Consider the following 18,312-nt stretch of genomic DNA (forward strand, 5'->3'; position numbering starts at 1 on the left):
GCCGTCGACGGCGATGGGGGTCTCACCGAGGCGGGTGACCCGCACCTGCGCAGCGGCCGACCGCTTCGCACCGCTCGCGATGCGCACCTCGGTGTCGAGTCCGACGAGCCGGTCGACGTCGGCGGTCGTAACCGCGATCGATCCGACGACGGCGCGTGCCCGGTTCCGGGTGTCCTCGAGCGTCCGGATCTCGTCGAGTCGTGCCCGCAGGGAGGTGACCTCACCGCGAGCCCTCGCACGTGCCACATCGCGGGAGGCACGCTTCGTCCGCTCCCGGGCATCGTCCAGCGCGGTCCGCCGCTCACCGAGGAGCTGCTGGGCGGCCTCGAACGCCGCATCGCGCTGCGCGTGCGAGGATTCGAGATCGCTCGCAGCGGTCTGCGCTGTCTCGACCGCTGTCTCGGCGGCGGTGGCCTCGGCGAGGAGAGTCGTGCGCCGCTCCACCGCATCGGCGGCGAGCGCGGCCTCCCGACGAGCCGCCTCGGTGCGCTCCTCGGCCGCGTCGACCGCGGTGCGCAGCTCGGCGACAGCGGCGAACGCGGCGTCGGCGTCCTCACGCTCACTCAGCGCCCGGGCCAGACCATCGCGGACGGACTCGAGTCGGGCCGTTGCCCGCGCATGCCGGTCGACGAGCGCGTCAAGGTTCTCGCTGCGGTCGACGAGGGACGCGAGTGCTTCGGCCGCCAGGGGCACCGCCTTCTGCAGCTCACCGTACTCCCCCGTCGGTCGGCCCGACTTCGTGAAGTGCTTCGCGTATTCGACGTCGACCCTCTCGAGGAACGCATCGTGGTCGGCGACCTCGACGCCCGTCTCTCCGAGCGCCGACTGCAGGGCACTGATCTGGGCCATCGGCGCCTGTGCGAGGCTCTCTCCCTGCGCGACGTCGAGGGCGACGAGGAGGTCGACGTCGACGGTGTCGGCGAGGATCGCCGCGAAGCGCTCATGGGCCTCATCGCCGGAGAGCTGCTCGGGGTGCGGCCGGAGGATCGACAGCGTCGTCGACGGGCCGCGCAGCCACCGCTTCGCGTACGTCATCTCGATGTCGCCGCTGGTCAGGTGGAGTTCGACCTCGGGACCGGCGTCGACGCCGATGGGCTGGAGGTCTTTGATGCTCGCCTTCTTCGAACTCGCCTTGTCCTCCCGCAGGTGGGTGATCGCCTCGTGGATCGAGGACTTGCCCACTTCGTTGGGGCCCTCGACGATCGTCACACCGGCAGAGAACTCCACGGTCGCGTCGGTGATGCCGCGATAGTTCTGCAGTCTGATCGAGTGCAGTCTCATGCTCCGCTCCTCGCGAATCGGTAGAGGAGGCCCAGAGCGTCCTGCGCCGTGGCCGCCGCGGGGTCCTCCGCGGTGGCGCGTGCGGCGAGCTCGTCGAGCGAATCCTCAAGGTACCCGCTCAGCCCGAGACCGGCGAAGTCCTCATCGGCGGCGACCACGGCGATGTCCGAATGCCGCTCCCACACGGACACGAGCGCGAAGAGATCCCCGGCATGGTCGAGCACCTCGTCGAGCCGGGCCTTCGCCGCCGTCGACAGGGTGCCGCGGAGGATGAGCCACACCGCGGTGCGATCCTTCTCCGGGATCTCCCCGAGGCGGGTCTCCAGGGCCGCGACATCATCATCGGAGTCGACGTCGGCCTCGATGACCGTGAACGCCCACTGCCCGACGGGGATCTTCTCGACGTCGACGGCGTGCGTCTGGGCGTCGATGTCGACGAGGAGGACGTTGCCGGGATCGTCCTCACGCCGCGAGGTGACCTCGGGCGACCCGGGGTACCAGATCCGCTCGGCTGCGGAGTAGGTGGCGTGCCGGTCGCCGAGGGCGACGAACTGCGCGCGGTCCTCTCCCAGCAGCCGCTCCAGCCCCGCCTCGTCGATGGTCGCCAGCGAATCGCGGTCGGGGTCGAGCGAACTCACGGCACCGTGGCCGGCGATGATGCGCACCTGCCCGGCGGGCACCTCGGCGAGGTCCTCCGTGGCAGCGGCGACGAGATCATTCAGCGGTCGCTTCGAGAACCACGGGGCGCCGACGACCTCGACGCCGGGGACCACCTCGGTGGGGGTGGAGTCCCGGAGCACCCGGACCACGGCCGGCTGCCGGGAGACGAACGACGGGGAGTCGTAGATCGAGGACGCGTCGAGGGGATCGTGGTTGCCGGGCAGGAGGACGACGGGGACCGTGAAGCCGGCGAGGACGTCGAAGGTGCGGGAGACGATGGCCCGGTCGAGCTGGTTGGATTCGAAGACGTCTCCGCAGACGAGGACGAAGTCGACGTCGCGCTCGGCTGCGAGCTCACCGATCCGGCGGATCGCGTCGAGCCGGGCGCGCTGGTAGCGGGGGCGCGCCTCGGCGCTGAGGAAGTGGGCAGTCATGCCCAGCTGCCAGTCCCCGGTGGCGATGAATCTCATCGGTCCCCTCCTCACGTTCGCCTCAATCCTATGTACGCTCACGAGGCTACGGGACGGGCCTGACACGGACAGTGACGCACGTCATGACGGACGCGACTCATGTCCCGCCGCCTCGGCGAACACCGGTGCGATGGCCGAGGTGGTTGGACGCGAGGAGGGGCCCGACCGTTCGGTCGGACCCCTCCGGTGCGCTGCGCTGTCCGCGGGGGACGGCGCTGGCCGCGCGTCACATGATGCCGGTGACGACGAGGAGCAGCCACGTGAGCAGCGGGGCGAGGGCGACGACGATCGCCCCGTAGATGATGAGGTCGCGCCAGATCGTCTTCGCCGCCGTGCCCTTCGCATTGGCGATGACGAGGGCGCCGTTGGTCGAGAACGGGGAGACGTCGACGATCGTCGCGGAGATCGCCAGGGCCGCCATCACCGCGGTCGCGCTGAGATCGCTCTGCTCGAGCAACGGGATCGAGAGCGGGATGAACGCGGTGAGCAGGGCCGTCGAGGAGGCGAACGCCGAGCTGATGCCGATGACGTAGCAGAGGACGACGGCGACGAGCAGCGGCACGCCGAGCGCGACCGCCATCGTCGACAGCGAGTCGATGACTCCGGCCTTGGTCAGGAGGCTGATGTAGACGATCATTCCCGACACGAGGAGCACCGTCGACCACGAGATCCCGGAGACGAACGTGTCCGCGTGGTGCATCGAGGTGAACGCGAGGACGAGACCGCACGTGAGCCCGAGGAAGCCGATGGGCAGTTCGAAGCCGACCGCGCCGATGACCATGACGCCGATGAGGCCGAGGGTCAGCCACACCTGCGGGGTCAGCGTCGAGGTGCGCACCCGCTCCGGTGCCTTGAGGGCGAGACCGCCGCCCCCGTCGGTCCGCTCGGGACCGGCGCTGCCGTCGCGTCCCGTGCCGGGTGCGCTGCTTCCGGCGCCGAGGTTGTCGTCCGTGCCGTCGGTGACGGCCTCGGGTTCGGGGGTGGTGCGCAGCCGGCCGAGGGCCTTCATGACGACGACGGTGAGGATCGTGACGATGACGTTGATGACATAGGAGGCGAGGAAGAGGGCGCCGGTGTTGATCTCGAACCCGTTCTCCATCGCGATGTCGCGGACGATGATGCCCGAGACCGAGATCGGCGAGAAGGCCCCGGCGTGGGCGCCGTTGATGATCATCGCGCCCATGACGACTCCGCTGTAGCCCGAGGCCGCGCTGAATCCCATGGCGGCGGGGGCGAGCAGGGCGACGGCGGCCGGGGAGAACGTGCCGAGCGAGGTGAGGATCGAGGCGATGCCGAAGAAGATCCACGGCACGATGCCGAGCCGTCCGCGCACCGCCCTGACCGCGAGGTCGACGAGGATCTTGATGGTCCCGTTGCGCTGGGCCATGCTGAAGAAGAACGTCACGCCGACGATCGTGAGGACGATGCTCGCCGGGAACTCTTCGAGGATCTCCTTGTCGTCCATCCCGAAGACGAAGGTGCCGAAGACGAAGGCGCCGACGAACCCCATGATCCCGATGTTGATCGGCCATTTCGTGGCGGCGATGAACATCACCACCAGTACCACAAGGATGAGAATCTGGACGAGGGTCATGAGGTGTCCTCCAACTTCATTGTCAGTGTGATCGTGCCTGAAAACGCTGGGTGCCGCCCGAACAGTCCGGGCTCTGGGCACCGAGGTGACCGTGGCGGTCACCGTGTGTGCGACGGGTGTCGATGGTGCTGGTGCGGAGGTGTCGTGCGGGTTTCGGTGGCCCGCCCGCCGCCGGTGCTCCGCTCAGCCGACGAGCGGCAGGGCGATGTCGACGTCGGGCAGGTCGATGGCCGCGTTGGCGATCCGCCGGGCCACGCGCCGCACGCCGAGGCGCGTGACTCGGCCGTCTGCGTCGAGCTGGACGCGGCAGGTGACGACACCGGCCGGGGTGCCGATGCGGATGCTCACCTCCTGGTCGTCGTCGGTGGGGGTGTCGTGCGCGGGGTGGTCGGCGCCGAGGATGTCGTGGACGAGGCTGCCCTCGACGAAGGCGTCGCGGGCGATGGCGATCGCCGAGGTGATGCCGATCGCCGGGTGCGGATCGAACATCGAGACCATCCGCACGAGGATGTCGCAGTCGCCGGCGGCGATCCGCTCCCCCGTCGTCGTCACGTAGTCCTGCGGGGCGGCGACGATGCCGATCTTCGGCACGGCCGGACTCGCCTCCTCTCCTTCGATGCTCAGCCCCATCGCCGGGGAGGCCGCGGTGCGCACGGCGAGCAGCTCCGGCAGGCGCAGACGCACCTCGGGCAGGGTCTCGATGCCGGTCATCCCCAGCGATTCTGCCGCGATGAAGCAGGCCGGCGCCCCGGCGTCGATCGCACTGACCGTCACCGTGCGGGTGCCGACGTCGAGCCTCGACGTCGCCTGGCCGAGCGGCAGGAGCTCCCCGGTCGAGACGCCGTCGACGTTCTCGAAGAAGACGTTGACGGGCACGCCCGGCATCGCGCTGCCGGGAATGGTCTCGAGTCCGTCGGTGGGGATCCGGCGGTCGGGGGTGGCCACCTCGGCGACGAGCACCGACCGGGTGTTCTCGTTGATCATGCGCACGCTCGTGCGGTCCCCGGTGGGGCGGACGAGTCCGTTCTGGATCGCGTAGAGCGCGACGGCGGAGGCGCAGTTGCCGCAGTTCGAGGTGAATTCGACGGCGGTCGCCCCGATGCCGACCTGCGCGAAGAGGTAGCTGATGTCGATGCCGGGGATCGCCGAGGGCGAGATGATCGCCGCCTTCGACGTCGTCGAGGAGGCCCCGCCGATGCCGTTGAGCTGGCGGTCGTCACCGGAGCCGAAGGCCGCGGTGAGGGCGAGTGCGATCTGCGCGCGGTCGGCCGGCATCTCGTCGCCGGAGAAGAGCCAGCACTTCGATGTGCCGCCTCGGTACCACTGTCCGTGGAGTTGGCTGTCCACCTGGATGTCCTCGATTCGTCTTGACCCGGCTGCGGTGCCGGCAACTGTCTGTTCGGCTGTTCGTCTGCAGTGCGGGGACTGCAGCGGTGCATGGGAATCAAGGTGTCACGGGTGCTGATTAAGTTCAATCAATACTTAGTTCACTTGATCTAAGCTACGCTTAAACCATGAGTTCAGCGCCGTACAACGTCGACCGGCTCCTCCTCCTGCTTCTCGTCTATCGGACAGGCAGCCTCTCCGCGGCCGCCGACGAGCTGGCCCTGTCGACCTCGGCGGTCTCCCAGCAGATGAGCAAACTCGAACGCGAGGTCGGGCTTCCGCTCGTCGTCCGGCACCCCAAGGGCATGCGGCTCACCGACGCCGGCATCAAGCTCTGCGCGCATGCGATGACGATCGACAATGCGCTCGCCGCGGCGAAGAACGATATGGCGGCGTTCGCGCAGCTCGATCGCGGTGAGGTGAGGATCGCGACGTTCCCGACGTTCGCCGCCTCGATCATGCCGAAGGTCCTCCTCCACTTCCATGACCTCCATCCCGACATCGAGGTGACCGTCAAGAGCTACCGACTCGACCGGATCGCCGAGGCGCTCGAGCGGCGGGAGGTCGACCTCGCGACGCTGTGGGACTATCCGTGGGCGCCGATCAGCGCCGACATCCCCGTCCAGACGACGCTGGTCCAGGAGCCGACGATGCTTCTGCTGCCGGCCACCCACCGACTCGCGCGCCGCCGCATCGTCGAGCTCGAGGAGGTGGCGAGCGATCCGTGGATCACCCGCTCGTCGCATCCGGTCGCCTCGGTGCTCAGTCGGATCTGCCGAGACGCCGGGTTCGAGCCGCGCGTCGTCTTCGAGGCCTATGACTACCCCGAGCTCCTCGGAATGGTCGCCGCCGGGCTCGGCGTCGCGATCGCCCCGCGCCTGGCTGTGCGCTCGCATGGGCCCGACGTCAAGGTCGTCGCCCTGCGCGGCAACCCGGCTCCGCGGCGGATCCTGCTCGCCAAGCTCGCTGAACGCGTTCAGTCTCCGGCGACGCTCGCTCTCGTCCGCTCGTTCCGCGCGGTGAGCGGGTCGAAGGAGTGGCGCAGCTAGGAGCTCGCGCGGATCCCGTCGGCGGCCGTCCACTCCCCTGCGCGGTCGACGATGAAGTCGTGGAGCCGTTGGACGACCCGACTGGGTCGGCGCACCGCGGTGACGAGGGCGACCTCGCGCACATAGCCGGAACCGCGCAGGGCCACCTCGGCGAGGCCGTCGACGGGGCGGACGCTGCGCGGCAGGAGAGCCACGCCCATGCCCCTGCTGACGAACTCGCGGATCGTCGAGAACTCGGTGACCTCGGTCTTCACCTGGGGTGCGAAGCCGGCCTGCAGGCACCACGCATCGGTGAGGGTGCGGAGGTTGTAGGACTCGGGATTCGCGATGAAGCGCTCCTCGGCCAGCTCGGTCAGCGACACGGTGCTCCGGTGCGCCAGGCGGTGTCCGGCCGGGACGACAGCGACGATGAGCTGATTCGCGAGCACCACATGGGGCAGCTGCCGCGGCGGCGGAATGATGATCGCAGCGTCGAGCAGTCCACCGCGCAGATCGTCGACGAGAACGGCGCCGTGGGCCTGCTTGAGGTCGAGGCGGATGCCGGGATGCTCGGCGCTGAAGGCCGCGAGCAGGTCGGGGATGACCCCGGCGCCCATCGTCAGCGGGAAGCCGAACCGGATGACGCCGCGGTCGGGATCGGCCGCCTCGGCGAGGTCGGTGACAGCCCCTCCGATCTCCGCCAGGGGCCCGCGGATCTCTGCGACAAGGGTCCGCGCCTGCTCAGTGAGGACGACCGCGCGCCCCGCGGGCACGATGAGCGGCACGCCGAGGTGGCGCTCGAGACCGTGGATGCGCCGGCTCATCGTCGACTGGGGAACCCCGAGCGCGGCAGCGGCATCGGTCATATGGCCGTCCTGATCGGCGAGTTCGACGAGGGCCCGCAGCTGCGGGACGAGCGCATCGACCAATTCATCCATATTCGGATCATACCCATCGATCTGCTCATTGGACGGATGATTCTGCCGGAGCGCATCGTGGAGGAGAACCCACCGCCCGTTCTCACACTCGACCATGAGGAGACCACGATGACCACCCGCCCACGGTCGGACTCGACCGCCGATCTCGCCGCTGCCGACGTCGTCCTCATCGGCGGCGGCATCATGTCCGCGACACTCGGATCGATGCTCGCCGTCCTCGAACCGACGTGGCGCATCGTCATGCTCGAGAAAGCCTCCGACATCGCCGCGGAGAGCAGCGATCCGTGGAACAACGCCGGGACCGGGCACTCAGGCTTCTGCGAGCTCAACTACATGCCCGATCCGCAGGACGGCACTAGGCCCGCGGCGATCGCCGAGCAGTTCCAGCTCAGCCGCCAGTGGTGGTCCTCCCTCGCCGAGGCGGGTCTCATCGATCCGCGGGACTTCATCCACTCCGCGGCCCACGTCAATCTCGTCTTCGGCCGCCGCGACGTCGACTACCTGCGCACGCGCGTGGCGACGCTGCGCACCGATCCCCTCTTCGCCGACATGGAGTACACCGAGGACCCCGCGGTCATCGCCGACTGGGCGCCGCTGACGATGGACGGCAGAGGGGTCGGGGACGAGCCGATGGCCGCGGCCCGGTCACCGCGGGGCACTGACATCGACTTCGGAGCGCTGACGACGGCGCTGACGACGGTGATCACCGGGGCCGGTGGGACTGAGCGGGACCGCGACGACGCGGCGAGCGAGGTGCTCACCGGGCACGAGGTCACCGGGCTGCGTCGCGACGGCGATGGCTGGGTCGTCACGGGCACTGCGCGCCCGACGGACTCCGATGGAGGTTCGCGTCGCTTCTCGCTGCGCGCCGGCACGGTGTTCGTCGGGGCCGGCGGGTACGCTCTGCGCCTGTTGCAGAAGGCGAGGATCCCCGAGGTCAGAGGGTATGCGGTGCTGCCGGTTGGGGCCGCGTTCTACCGCTGTTCGACGCCGGCCGTCGTCCGCCGCCACGACGCGAAGGTCTACGGTCAGGCCGAAGTCGGCGCCCCGCCGATGTCCGTGCCGCACCTCGACAAGCGCATCATCGACGGCGAGGAGCACCTGCTGTTCGGACCGTTCGCGACCTTCAGCACGAAACTGCTGAAGAACGGCCGGCTCAGTGACTTCTTCACGACGCTGCGTCCCGACAACCTCCCTGTCATCGCCGCTGCCGGTCTGCAGAACCTCGGCCTCGTCCGATACCTCATCGGGCAGCTCGCCGCGAGTCCGGCGCGGAAGTTCGCGCAGGTGCGCCGCTACTATCCGCGGGCGAGGCAGAACGAGTGGGAGCTCGTCCCCGCCGGCCAGCGCGCCCAGCTCGTCACCCCGGACCCGCAGCGGATCGGTGTGCTCCAGCAGGGCACCGAGCTCGTCGTGACCGCCGACGGGTCGATCGCCGGCCTCCTCGGCGCCTCGCCCGGCGCGTCGACGGCGGTGCCGATCATGGTCGACCTGCTTCGCCGCGCGTTCCCGGCCGCATGGCACCGCCGGTGGAAGGCGACGATGGGACGGGCGATTCCCGATCTCGACCGAGATTCCTGGGACGCCGAGGCGGTGGCGTCGAGCACTGCCGCCACGAATCGGGCGCTCGGGTTGGGGTCGCCGTCGCGGGCGGTCGGGTCAGAGCGCTGAGCTCACGGGCGGACCTCCTCACCTCTGCCGACCTCAGACTGTGGTGCGTGACGCGGGGACGCCGCCGCGTACTCGGCGGGCCGGCAGCCGGTGTGGCGGAGGAAGTCGGTGGTGAAGTGCGACTGGTCGAACCAGCCCAACTCGTTCGCCAGGTCACCGAGCGGTCCGTCCCAACCGCGATCGAGCGCGGCCACCGCGTCGCTGACCCGCGCCCTGATGAGGATCCGCTTGACGCCGACCCCGCAGTGGTCGAGGAAGAGACGCTGCAGGCTGCGCTCGCTCATCGCCATACCCGCGGCGAGCCTGCCGAGGTTCGTCGTCGCGGGGTCGGCCATGAGGGCGAGCGCGCGACGCACCCGGGAGTACCCGTCGGTGAGCACGGGAGCGCGCGCGAGCAGCCAGCGGTCGAGCACCTCGGCGGCAGACCGAAGATCCTGCGGCACCTCAAGGTCCTCATCGATGCTGGGAAACCACTGTGCCGCGGGGACCGTCGTGTCGCGGATGCTCGCCGGTCGCTCCCGGGCGAAGGCGAGCGTCCCACCGAGGCGGAACTTCACTCCGACGACCCCACCGGTGCCGGACAGTCCGACGTCGAAGCGCGTGCGCGTCACCGGACCGGTCACCCACATCCCCGGCCCCGGTGTGTCGGCCCGCCGCAGCCGACCCCACTCGGAGGTGAGGTTGATCGCCGGTTCCGACACCGTCGTCGCACGGTACCGCTCCCCCGGCCCGAGGTCCCAGGTCACCGACCAGTAGCGCTCCACCCAGGGGCTGAGCGCCTCGTCGGGCACCGCGGAGGCGTAGCGCGCGTGGTCGAGGAGCTCCCTCGGACGCAGCACCCGTCCCAGCCAGTGATCCGGCGGTCGGGTCGCGGGCCCGCACGCGAGCGCGCCGGACGCCGCACTTGGCGGATTTTTCCTAGCGACGCCGTCGTCCATGACACAAGAATGGCAGACATGACTGACACAGAGACGAACTCGACCCCGACCGACACCTCCCAGGCCCCCGTCGCGGCGCTCGCGATGGTCACCCTCGACGCTCCGGACGCCGCGTCACTCGGCGAATTCTGGTCGGCGGTCCTCGGCTGGCCGATCTCCTATTCCGACGAGAACTACGCGATGCTCACCGGACCTTCGAATGCGCTCGGCATCGGGACGATCCCCGACTACCAGCGACCGGACTGGCCCGACGACGGACGCAAGCAGTTCCACTTCGACCTCGCCGCCGACGACGTCGAGGCGGCGGCCGCGAAGATCGTCGAGCTCGGTGCCACCCGGGCCGATCCGCAGCCCGGGGACACGTGGGTCGTCCTCCTCGACCCCGCCGGTCATCCGTTCTGCGTCACGGACGCCAAGGCCTGGGGCTGAGTGCCGGCCGCCTCGGTGACGGGGCATCACCAGGTGCTCGCACCGGCCGGCACATCGAGGGCCCGATGCGGGCCCCGGCGGTCAGCGGTCCCCGGTGCGGTCGCGCACGTACTCCCGGAAGTGCGGAATGACGATGCGCACGACCCCGTGCGCCGGCGCCTCGATGACCCCGTGGGCGAGGAGCATGCGGCGGTAGTCGTTGGCGGTCTGCTTCTTCGCGCCGAGGCGGTCGGCGATCTCCCCGGTGTGCGAGATGTCCTCGTCGTCGGCCATCGCCGCCAGGTACTTCCGCGCCCCGGGCGTCAGTGCGGCGAGCGTCGGTTCGTAGATCTGCTGGATGAGGATCTGCTTGGCCTCGTCGACGACCGATTCGACGTCGGTGCGGGCGATGCGGTCAGCCTCTCCCGCCGCGCGCCAGGCCAGATCCCCGATGATCTGGACCATGTACGGGTAGCCGAGCGAGACTTGCGCCCCGAGGTCGAGGGCCGCCTCGTCGAAGCCCTTCCCCGCTTCCTCCGCGGGAAGCCGGAGAGCGAGCTTCGTGTCCTCAGCGGAGAAGCTGCCGAGGTTGATCCGGTCGGCCCGGCGGAGGAAGGTCGAGACCTCGTCGTTGACGATCGTGTCGATGCTCGCCGGCAGCCCCGCGGCGACGAACGCGAGCGGCGCCTCCTGGGACATCGCGTACGCCACGGCGTCGGTGACGGCCCGGAACTCGTCGATGTTCGACCGGTGCACCTCGTCGAGGGCGATGACGAGCCCGGTGCCGTGGGCATCGAGGATCTCGAGGACGGACATGAGGTGGTGCCGGAAGTCCGGCTGCAGCGCGCTCGTCGTCTCCGTCCGGGTGGTCAGACCTCCGGCGCCGCCGGGCAGCGTGAAGCCGACGATCTTCGACTTCGTCGTCTCATGGGCGTCGTGGGCCTCGAGCACTTCGGGCAGTCGGGCCTGCGTGAGCCGGTCGACGAATCCCGGCGACGCCTGCTCCCGGACGGTCAGCCACTGCCGTGACTCCGCGACGTCTTCGAAGATGTTGAGCAGCACCGTCTTGCCGACACCGCGCTGACCGGTGACGAACACGGTCCGTCCCGTGCCGCCGCGCTGATCGAGCGCCCGCGCGAACGCGTTGACCTCCGGTTGGCGACCGACCGCCACAGGCGGTGTCGTGCCGAATCCGGGCCGATACGGCGACTCCTCGTTGGCCGCCGACGACGGCGGGATGACAATGGTCATCGGGACCCCCAGGTGCGTGTGACGATGCGGTCTTCACTCTCGACCGTACATTACCGTATATTCCGTATTTGCCGTAGGTATATGCCGACATCACGGGTGCTCCCGATTCCGCGCACCTCACTACCGGTGAGCGTCGCGACGATCAGCGCTCCCGCGATCACCGCTTCGCAACCCGCACGATGTAGTGCGACCCGTCGAGACCATCGACGAGAAACGTCGCGCTGTGCGTCGAGTTCGCGCCTGTGACCACCCAATTCGGCTTGAGCACGAACTTGGCCTGTCCCGCCTGTTCGAGGTCGATGCGCATGCCCAGCTTGACGGTCCGCGTCACGCTGGTGCGCACCAGGTTGCGCGCCGCGCGCTCGGCGTCGGTCCGACCAGCGTCGTCTCCGACGAGGTGGGCCCAGGCTGAAGCGCTGTGCCGATCCGAACTCGTCAACGGTTCGGTCCGCGGACTGAAGTCGGCAATTGCGGCGCTCCCCGTCGTGGCGTTGACGAGGACGTGGACGGTGCCACCGTGGGCTGACTTTCCCTGCCGAGAGAAAACGCCTCGAGTCCGCACGTCGATCGCAATCGACCAGAACGGGTGGGCCACGGCTCTGGCCTCAGCCTCAGCACCCGGGAGCTTGCGCCGGAACACCGCGACCGCCTCGGCGGCGGTGACCGGGGCCGTCAGCCGGAGGATTCGAGCGGACCGACGACCGTCACCCGACTCGGGCGCGTCGGACCTGACCTCATCGAGATCGGGCCGCCACCCAGTGTCGGGTGGCCGGTCGGCGGAGTCGGCAGACGACATCGGATCACGCATCCTTGGGCACCTGGGAGGAGAGCGCAGCGTTCTGCCCGGTGAGCATCCGTGCGGGAATCGGACCGATCTTCGCGGTCTCCTCGAGCTCTTCGACGATGTGCGCAGGCACCGGATGAGACCGCTGCGTGGCCAGGGAGACGACGATGATCGCCAGCGTCGAGGTCACGATCCCGACACCCATCGGGTCGATGCCGGTGACGTCGACGAGTCCGCTGAGCTGCCACCCCACCGAGGACACAGTCCCTGCGACCATCGAGGCGATCGCCCCGGGCACATTGGCCTTCCTCCACCACGCGGCGGCGACGTAGACGGGGACGAACGCGGCACCGAGCACGGTCGTGGAGAAGATGACCACCTCGGCGACTGCGGGCGGATCGCCCACCGCCACAACGTAGCCGCCCGCGGCGAGGATGAGGACTGTGAAGCGTGAGACCCACACGGAGGCACGCTCGCTCATGTCCCGTTTGATGAAGCGCTGGAAGAGGTCCTGACTGGCGATCGTCCCGGACTGCAGCAAAAGGGCATCAGCGGTCGACATGATCGCGGCCATGATGCCTGCCATGACGATGCCGACGGCGAAGCTCGGCAGCACGGCGTCGGCGACCTGGAACACGGCGAGTTCCGGATTGTCGAGGCCCGGCAGGATGATGAGCGCCATGATGCCGACGATGTAGGGCGCAGGGATGAAGAGCAGGTTGAATCCGGTCGCGTAGAGGCTCGCGGCCCTTGCCACCGACGGCTTCTTCATCGCCATGTGGCTGACGTTGACGTGCGGCCACCCCATGTACCCGATCGAGAAGACGAGCACAGCGCCGACGATGACGCCCCATTGGACATCGGCGTAGCCGCCGGGGCCCCACATCGTGAGCAGATTCGGGTTGATCTCGCCGACCGCCTCATTGCCGGCGGTGAACCCGCCGACGGCCTGGAGCGTGCCGATGAGGATCCACACCATGCCCACGCACATGATGATCGCCTGGACGAAGTCCGTATAGGCGACCGCGAGGTACCCGCCGAGGAAGGTGTAGAAGACGATGACGCCGACGGCGACGAGGAGGGCCCACGCGTACGGAATCCCAGTGACCATCTCGAGGCCGCGACCGCCGGCGATGAACTGGCTCATGACGTAGAAGAAGATGCAGAACAGGGCGATGGGGGCGGCGATCGCCCGGATCCACTTCGACGGGTACCTCTGTTCGAGATAGCCGATCGACGTCAGCGACCCGAGGATCTGGGAGAGCTTGCGCATCCGCCGGCCGAGGATCGAGAGGTTGAGCACCCCGCCGCCGATGTCCCCCATCGCGTACCACAGCGAGAAGTACCCCTGCGTGTAGCCGAGGGACCCGGCGCCGAGGAACATGTACCCCGACATCGATGAGGACTGGAGTCGCAGAGCCGTGACCGCCGGTCCCAGGCTGCGTCCACCGAGGAGGTACCCCTCCGAACCCTGGGACCCGATCCGCATCGTCCACACGCCGATTCCGGCCATGGCGATGAAGTAGATGATGAGGAACCACGTCTCGATATTCATGACCGGTCTCCGGATCCATGCGTCGGGGTGACCGTGCCGGTGGGTCCGCCCGGTCCGTCGGTGAGGGGACCGGGTGCGCCGTCGGCAGCGTCCTCAGCACCCCAGCGGCGTGAGAGGAACACGAAGACGAGGGTGTAGATCACCCAGAGCGCGGGGATGCCGAAGATGATGACGACGGTCGTCGTCGGCAGACCGAACACGAGAACCACCTCTTTGTGATGCGGGACGGAGCGCAGCAGGTGGAGACCGTGCTCCGCGCTGCGCGTCTGTGTCTGCGACACTACCGCGCAACCCGAGCATGCGTCTCACCCGCCCCCTCGTCGTGACAAGATAGGACGAGCTCAGCGCGGTGCGACGGCCTCTGCGGTCGGGGACCGTGCACGACCGTCTTCACCGACCGATGGGAGTCACGCATGGACAGGACCGAACTCTGGCAGCCGAGCCCGCAGCGCATCGAGGGCTCGCAGCTCCGGGCGTTCATGGCCCGGCTCGCCGACACCCACGGGGTTCAGACGCGCGACTACGCCGACCTCCACGCATGGAGCGTCTCCCACCTCGATGAGTTCTGGGAGGCCATCTGGTCCCACTTCGACGTCATCGGCGAGCGCGGCACCGGTCCCGTCCGGGAGGGCGATTCGATCTCCGCGACCCGCTGGTTCCCCGGCGCCGCCCTCAACTACGCGGAGAACCTGCTCCGGCAGGCCGAGGCGACCCCGGACGCCGAGGCGGTCGTCGGCCTCCACGAAACCGGTGCTCGGGAGACCCTGACGTGGGCGCAGCTGCGCGCCCAAGTCGCCTCGCTCGCCGCCCATCTGCGCCGCCTCGGCGTCGGTCCCGGCGACACCGTGTGCGCGGTGCTGCCCGCCATCGTCCAGACCCCGGTCGCCCTGCTCGCGACGGCGAGCCTCGGCGCGATCTGGTCGGTCGTCAACACCGACTTCGGGGTCGACGGCATCGCCGACCGCTTCGCCCAGATCGAACCGCGCGTCCTCTTCACCGTCGACTCCCATGAGTTCGGCGGCACCCACCGCGACCAGCTGGCCCAGCTGCCGGCCGTCCTCGAGGCCCTGCCGACCGTGCGCCACCACATCCTCGTCGACACCCTCACACAGCAGGCTGCCGGCGACCACGAAGCCAGCGGAGTCACCGGCAGCGACGCAGATGCCGCCTCCCTCACGGTGCCGAGCGCACGCTGGAGCGAGATCATCGCCGAGGAGGCGCAGCCGCAGTACGAGCGGGTCGACTTCTCCCATCCGCTCTGGGTGCTCTACTCCTCCGGCACGACCGGCCGGCCCAAGGGCATCGTCCACTCCCACGGCGGGGTCGTCCTCGAATCGCTCAAGGCCAATGCCCTCCAGTACGACGTCCGCCCCGGCGACCGCGTCCACTTCGCGGTCTCGACGACGTGGATGGTCTGGAACCTCATGATCGACGCGATGATGCGCGGGGCGACGATCATCACCTACGACGGCGCCCCGACCTGGCAGCGACCGGATCGACATCTGGCGATCTGCAGCGCGGAGCGTGCGACCCTCTTCTGCGCGGGGGCCGCGGTCCTCTCGATCGGTGCCCGCGCCGGGGCGGTGCCGAAGGACGACCTCGACTTCACATCCCTGCGCACGATCATCTCGACCGGCTCTCCCCTGCCGGCGGAGACCTGGACGTGGGCGTACGAGGCGATCAGAGCCGACATGCTCGTCGGCTCCGACTCCGGCGGCACGGACGTCGCCTCGGGCATCCTCGGGTCGAACCCGCTCGGTGCCGTGTGGCTCGGCGAGCTGCAGGGCCCCTACCTCGGCGTCGACGCCCGCATCGTCGACGGCGACGGGCAGAGCGTCGAGGGAGAGGTCGGCGAGCTCGTCATCGCCGCCCCGATGCCCTCGATGCCCGTGATGTTCTGGAACGACCCGGACGGGTCGAAGTACCGGGCGGCGTACTTCGACGACTTCGCGGGCCTGTGGCGGCAGGGCGATTGGGCGACGAAGATCCCCGGCGGCGGATACGTCATCCACGGCCGGTCGGACGCGACGATCAATCGGGGCGGCATCCGCATGGGCTCGGCCGACATCACCCACGTCGTCGATCAGGTGCCCGGTGTCGCCGAATCGATGGTCCTCGGTGCCGAACTGCCCGGCGGCGGGTACTTCATGCCGCTGTTCGTCGTGCCCGACCCGGGCACGGAGGTCGACGCTGACCTGAGATCCGCGATCACCGAGGCGATCCGCTCCCGCCTGTCCCCGCGCTACGTGCCCGATGAGATCATCGCGGCCCCCGGCATCCCGAAGACGCGGACGGGCAAGACGATGGAGGTGCCGATCAAACGCGTCATCCAGGGCGGTGATCCGGCGGCCGTCAATCGCACGACCGCGGTCGACCCGACGATCGTCGACTGGTACGTCGACGTCGCCCGCGACGTCGCGCAGCGCCACCCCACCGGCTGATGTCCTAGTCGACGCGGAAGTCCCGGTCGTGCAGACCCGTCGCACTGCCGGGGATCGCCGGCCTGCGGTCGGAGATCTGGACGTTGCCGTCCTTGTCCGTCGCCCGCACAGTCACCGTGTGCGACCCGGGTGCGACTCCGGTGAAGACGAACCGCCACTGCCGCCACGTGTCGACGGTGAGCTCCTCGCTGAGTTCGGCGGTGTTCCAGTCGCCGTTGTCGATGCGCACCTGCACCTGCTCGATCCCGGAATGCTGCGCCCACGCCATGCCCGCGGTCACGACTCGCCCGTCCTGTGCCGCCACGGTCGACCCGGCCCGGGGCACGTCGACGCGGGAGGCCACGAGCACGGGTCCGTGGGTCGACCAGCCGCGCGTCGTCCAGTACGCCTGCTTGTCGGCGAACCGAGTGACCTCGAGACTCGTCACCCATTTCGTCGCAGACACGAACCCGTAGAGCCCGGGCACGACGAGGCGGGCGGGAAAGCCGTGGTCGCGCGGCAGGGGCTCACCATTCATCCCCACGGCCAGCAGGGCGGCGCGGTCGTCGGTGAGGACCTCGAGCGGCGTCGAGGCGGTGAAGCCGTCATCGGATCCCGACAGCACCATGTCCGCGCCTGCCTGCGGACCGGCCCGGGCGAGGAGTTCGCGGATCGGGTAGCCCAGCCATTTCGCGTTCCCGATGAGGTCGCCGCCGACCTCGTTCGACACGCAGGTCAGCGTCACATAGTGCTCTTCGAGCGGGAGGCCGAGGAGCTCCTCCATCGTCACCGTCACCTCCCGGTCGACCATGCCGTGGATGCGCAGCGACCACGAATCCGCGGCGACCGCGGGCGGGACGAGGGCCGTGTCGATGCGGTAGAACTCCGCATTCGGGGTGACGATCGGCGCGAGGTCCTCGATGTCGAGCTCGGCACCGTCCGGGACCGGAGGCGCCGAGGAGGCCGGGCGCGGCAGGACGAGCCGGGTGACCGTGCCTGCCGCATTCCGTGCGAGCACCGCCGCCGACTGCCCGGCGGCGATCGCGGCGATGCCGAGGGCGCTCAGACCCGCGGCGATGCCGAAGAACATCCGCCGATCCGGCCCGGCGTCGGTCGGCGGGGCGCCGGCAGGTGGAACCGCGTCGGACAGACCGGTCCCGCCGGGACCGACCCCGACGAGGTGCGTCTGCTCCGGCGCGGCCGCGACCAGGGCCGGCTCCGGAGCGCCGAGGCGCAGCAGCCCGAGGTAGACGGCGCAGCCGAGCAGCACGCCGCCGAGCGCGGGAGCGAAGTCGAGCAGCGTTCCGCCCGTCGTGAAGAGCAGCACGATCGGGAGGACCCCGAGACCGGCGAGGAGGACGAGTGAGAGTCCCCGCCGGGTGCGCCCGAGCAGACCGATGAGGCCGCCGACGATGACGCCGACGGCGGCGATCGTGATGATGAGGGCGAGTTTGTCATGCGTCCCGAACACCGCGATGGCGGCCTTGATGAGCACCGTCGGCATGAGCGGGATGAGCGTCTGCCCGAAGACGAGCAGCGGCGCCGAGGCGGTCGAGAGCACCCCGGCGAGGAACTCGGAGGCGCCGAAGTAGACGAGGGCGGCGACCGCGCCGGCGGTGGCGAAGACGAGCGTGCGGCGGCCGGCCATGGTCTAGGCCAGGTTCCGACGGAGGTCGACGGCGGCGGTGTGGAGACGCTCGAGCATCTCCTGCCCCCGTGCGGGCGGCAGGGTCTTCGCGGCGGCGATCCCGGTGTCGATGAGGACGACGACCTGATCGGCGAGACTGTGGTCGCCGATATCGGGCACCGGGCGCCCCGCCGAGCCGATCCGCGAGAACTCCGCGAGCGCCTCGGCGATGGTCTGCCTCCGCGTCCCCGCCGCGGACTCCCCGACCTGCACGAGCTGGGTGGGGGTGAGGCCGATGATG

15 protein-coding genes and 1 pseudogene are annotated in these 18,312 nt (G+C 69.5%); 4 read left to right on the plus strand and 12 right to left on the minus strand.

Annotated features, from left to right (window positions below; translation table 11 throughout):
• The 4 genes and pseudogenes from ABD154_RS11550 to ABD154_RS11565 form a co-directional block, all read right to left on the minus strand.
• Positions 1-1,281 (minus strand): annotated as a pseudogene (locus tag ABD154_RS11550) (AAA family ATPase); the annotation flags it as partial.
• Entirely contained in the window at positions 1,278-2,411 is a 1,134-nt protein-coding gene (locus ABD154_RS11555) for a metallophosphoesterase family protein (RefSeq protein WP_198498294.1), read from the minus strand. The gene ABD154_RS11555 and the pseudogene ABD154_RS11550, both read right to left, overlap by 4 nt.
• Positions 2,412-2,637: 226 nt before the next feature.
• A complete protein-coding gene (locus ABD154_RS11560) occupies positions 2,638-4,005 on the minus strand; it encodes an SLC13 family permease (RefSeq protein WP_198498293.1) in 1,368 nt (455 codons plus the stop codon).
• Between the two features lie 183 nt (positions 4,006-4,188).
• The gene (locus ABD154_RS11565) at positions 4,189-5,352 is read right to left on the minus strand and encodes a PrpF domain-containing protein (protein WP_344251333.1); all 1,164 of its coding nucleotides are present in this window, start codon (positions 5,350-5,352) and stop codon (positions 4,189-4,191) included.
• Positions 5,353-5,519: 167 nt separating this feature from the next.
• Between ABD154_RS11565 and ABD154_RS11570 the strand changes: the two genes are divergently transcribed.
• Positions 5,520-6,440, plus strand: coding sequence for a LysR family transcriptional regulator (locus ABD154_RS11570; RefSeq protein WP_198498291.1), 921 nt, complete (start codon positions 5,520-5,522; stop codon positions 6,438-6,440).
• Here ABD154_RS11570 and ABD154_RS11575 read toward each other — a convergent pair.
• Complete coding sequence (locus ABD154_RS11575) at positions 6,437-7,357, minus strand: LysR family transcriptional regulator (protein ID WP_344251334.1); 921 nt, start codon at positions 7,355-7,357, stop codon at positions 6,437-6,439. The two genes, ABD154_RS11570 and ABD154_RS11575, sit on opposite strands and share 4 nt — an antisense overlap.
• A gap of 108 nt (positions 7,358-7,465) precedes the next feature.
• Here ABD154_RS11575 and ABD154_RS11580 point away from each other — a divergent pair, with 108 nt between their 5' ends.
• Positions 7,466-9,028: a malate:quinone oxidoreductase gene (locus tag ABD154_RS11580; protein ID WP_198498289.1), complete on the plus strand. Its 1,563-nt coding sequence runs from the start codon at positions 7,466-7,468 to the stop codon at positions 9,026-9,028.
• A 2-nt stretch (positions 9,029-9,030) separates the two neighbouring features.
• On the opposite strand, the gene ABD154_RS11585 is transcribed toward ABD154_RS11580, so the two are convergent.
• Positions 9,031-9,966 (minus strand): helix-turn-helix domain-containing protein, encoded by a 936-nt coding sequence (locus ABD154_RS11585; protein WP_198498288.1) that lies wholly within the window; start codon positions 9,964-9,966, stop codon positions 9,031-9,033.
• Positions 9,967-9,984: 18 nt separating this feature from the next.
• On the opposite strand from ABD154_RS11585, the gene ABD154_RS11590 reads away from it, so the two are divergent.
• Positions 9,985-10,395, plus strand: a complete 411-nt coding sequence (locus ABD154_RS11590) for a VOC family protein (RefSeq protein WP_232623537.1) — start codon at positions 9,985-9,987, stop codon at positions 10,393-10,395.
• A gap of 81 nt (positions 10,396-10,476) precedes the next feature.
• Here ABD154_RS11590 and ABD154_RS11595 read toward each other — a convergent pair whose 3' ends face one another.
• The 4 genes from ABD154_RS11595 to ABD154_RS11610 form a co-directional block, all read right to left on the minus strand.
• On the minus strand, positions 10,477-11,625 hold the full coding sequence (locus ABD154_RS11595) for an AAA family ATPase (RefSeq protein WP_198498287.1): 1,149 nt from the start codon (positions 11,623-11,625) through the stop codon (positions 10,477-10,479).
• Between the two features lie 157 nt (positions 11,626-11,782).
• Positions 11,783-12,220: a hypothetical protein gene (locus ABD154_RS11600; RefSeq protein WP_198498286.1), complete on the minus strand. Its 438-nt coding sequence runs from the start codon at positions 12,218-12,220 to the stop codon at positions 11,783-11,785.
• A 205-nt stretch (positions 12,221-12,425) separates the two neighbouring features.
• Positions 12,426-13,964 (minus strand): sodium/proline symporter, encoded by a 1,539-nt coding sequence (locus ABD154_RS11605; RefSeq protein ID WP_198498285.1) that lies wholly within the window; start codon positions 13,962-13,964, stop codon positions 12,426-12,428.
• Positions 13,961-14,245, minus strand: coding sequence for a hypothetical protein (locus tag ABD154_RS11610; protein WP_198501039.1), 285 nt, complete (start codon positions 14,243-14,245; stop codon positions 13,961-13,963). Before ABD154_RS11610 ends, ABD154_RS11605 begins: the two co-directional genes overlap by 4 nt.
• A gap of 132 nt (positions 14,246-14,377) precedes the next feature.
• Here ABD154_RS11610 and ABD154_RS11615 point away from each other — a divergent pair, with 132 nt between their 5' ends.
• On the plus strand, positions 14,378-16,405 hold the full coding sequence (locus ABD154_RS11615; protein WP_198498284.1) for an acetoacetate--CoA ligase: 2,028 nt from the start codon (positions 14,378-14,380) through the stop codon (positions 16,403-16,405).
• A 4-nt stretch (positions 16,406-16,409) separates the two neighbouring features.
• Here the strand turns inward: ABD154_RS11615 and ABD154_RS11620 are convergent, their stop codons facing one another.
• Complete coding sequence (locus ABD154_RS11620; protein WP_198498283.1) at positions 16,410-18,032, minus strand: molybdopterin-dependent oxidoreductase; 1,623 nt, start codon at positions 18,030-18,032, stop codon at positions 16,410-16,412.
• Positions 18,033-18,035: 3 nt separating this feature from the next.
• The coding region (locus ABD154_RS11625) for a hypothetical protein (RefSeq protein ID WP_344251335.1) at positions 18,036-18,312 on the minus strand (277 nt) is incomplete at its 5' end.

The sequence above is a fragment of the Brevibacterium sanguinis genome (assembly GCF_039528855.1).
Classification (GTDB): domain Bacteria; phylum Actinomycetota; class Actinomycetes; order Actinomycetales; family Brevibacteriaceae; genus Brevibacterium; species Brevibacterium sanguinis.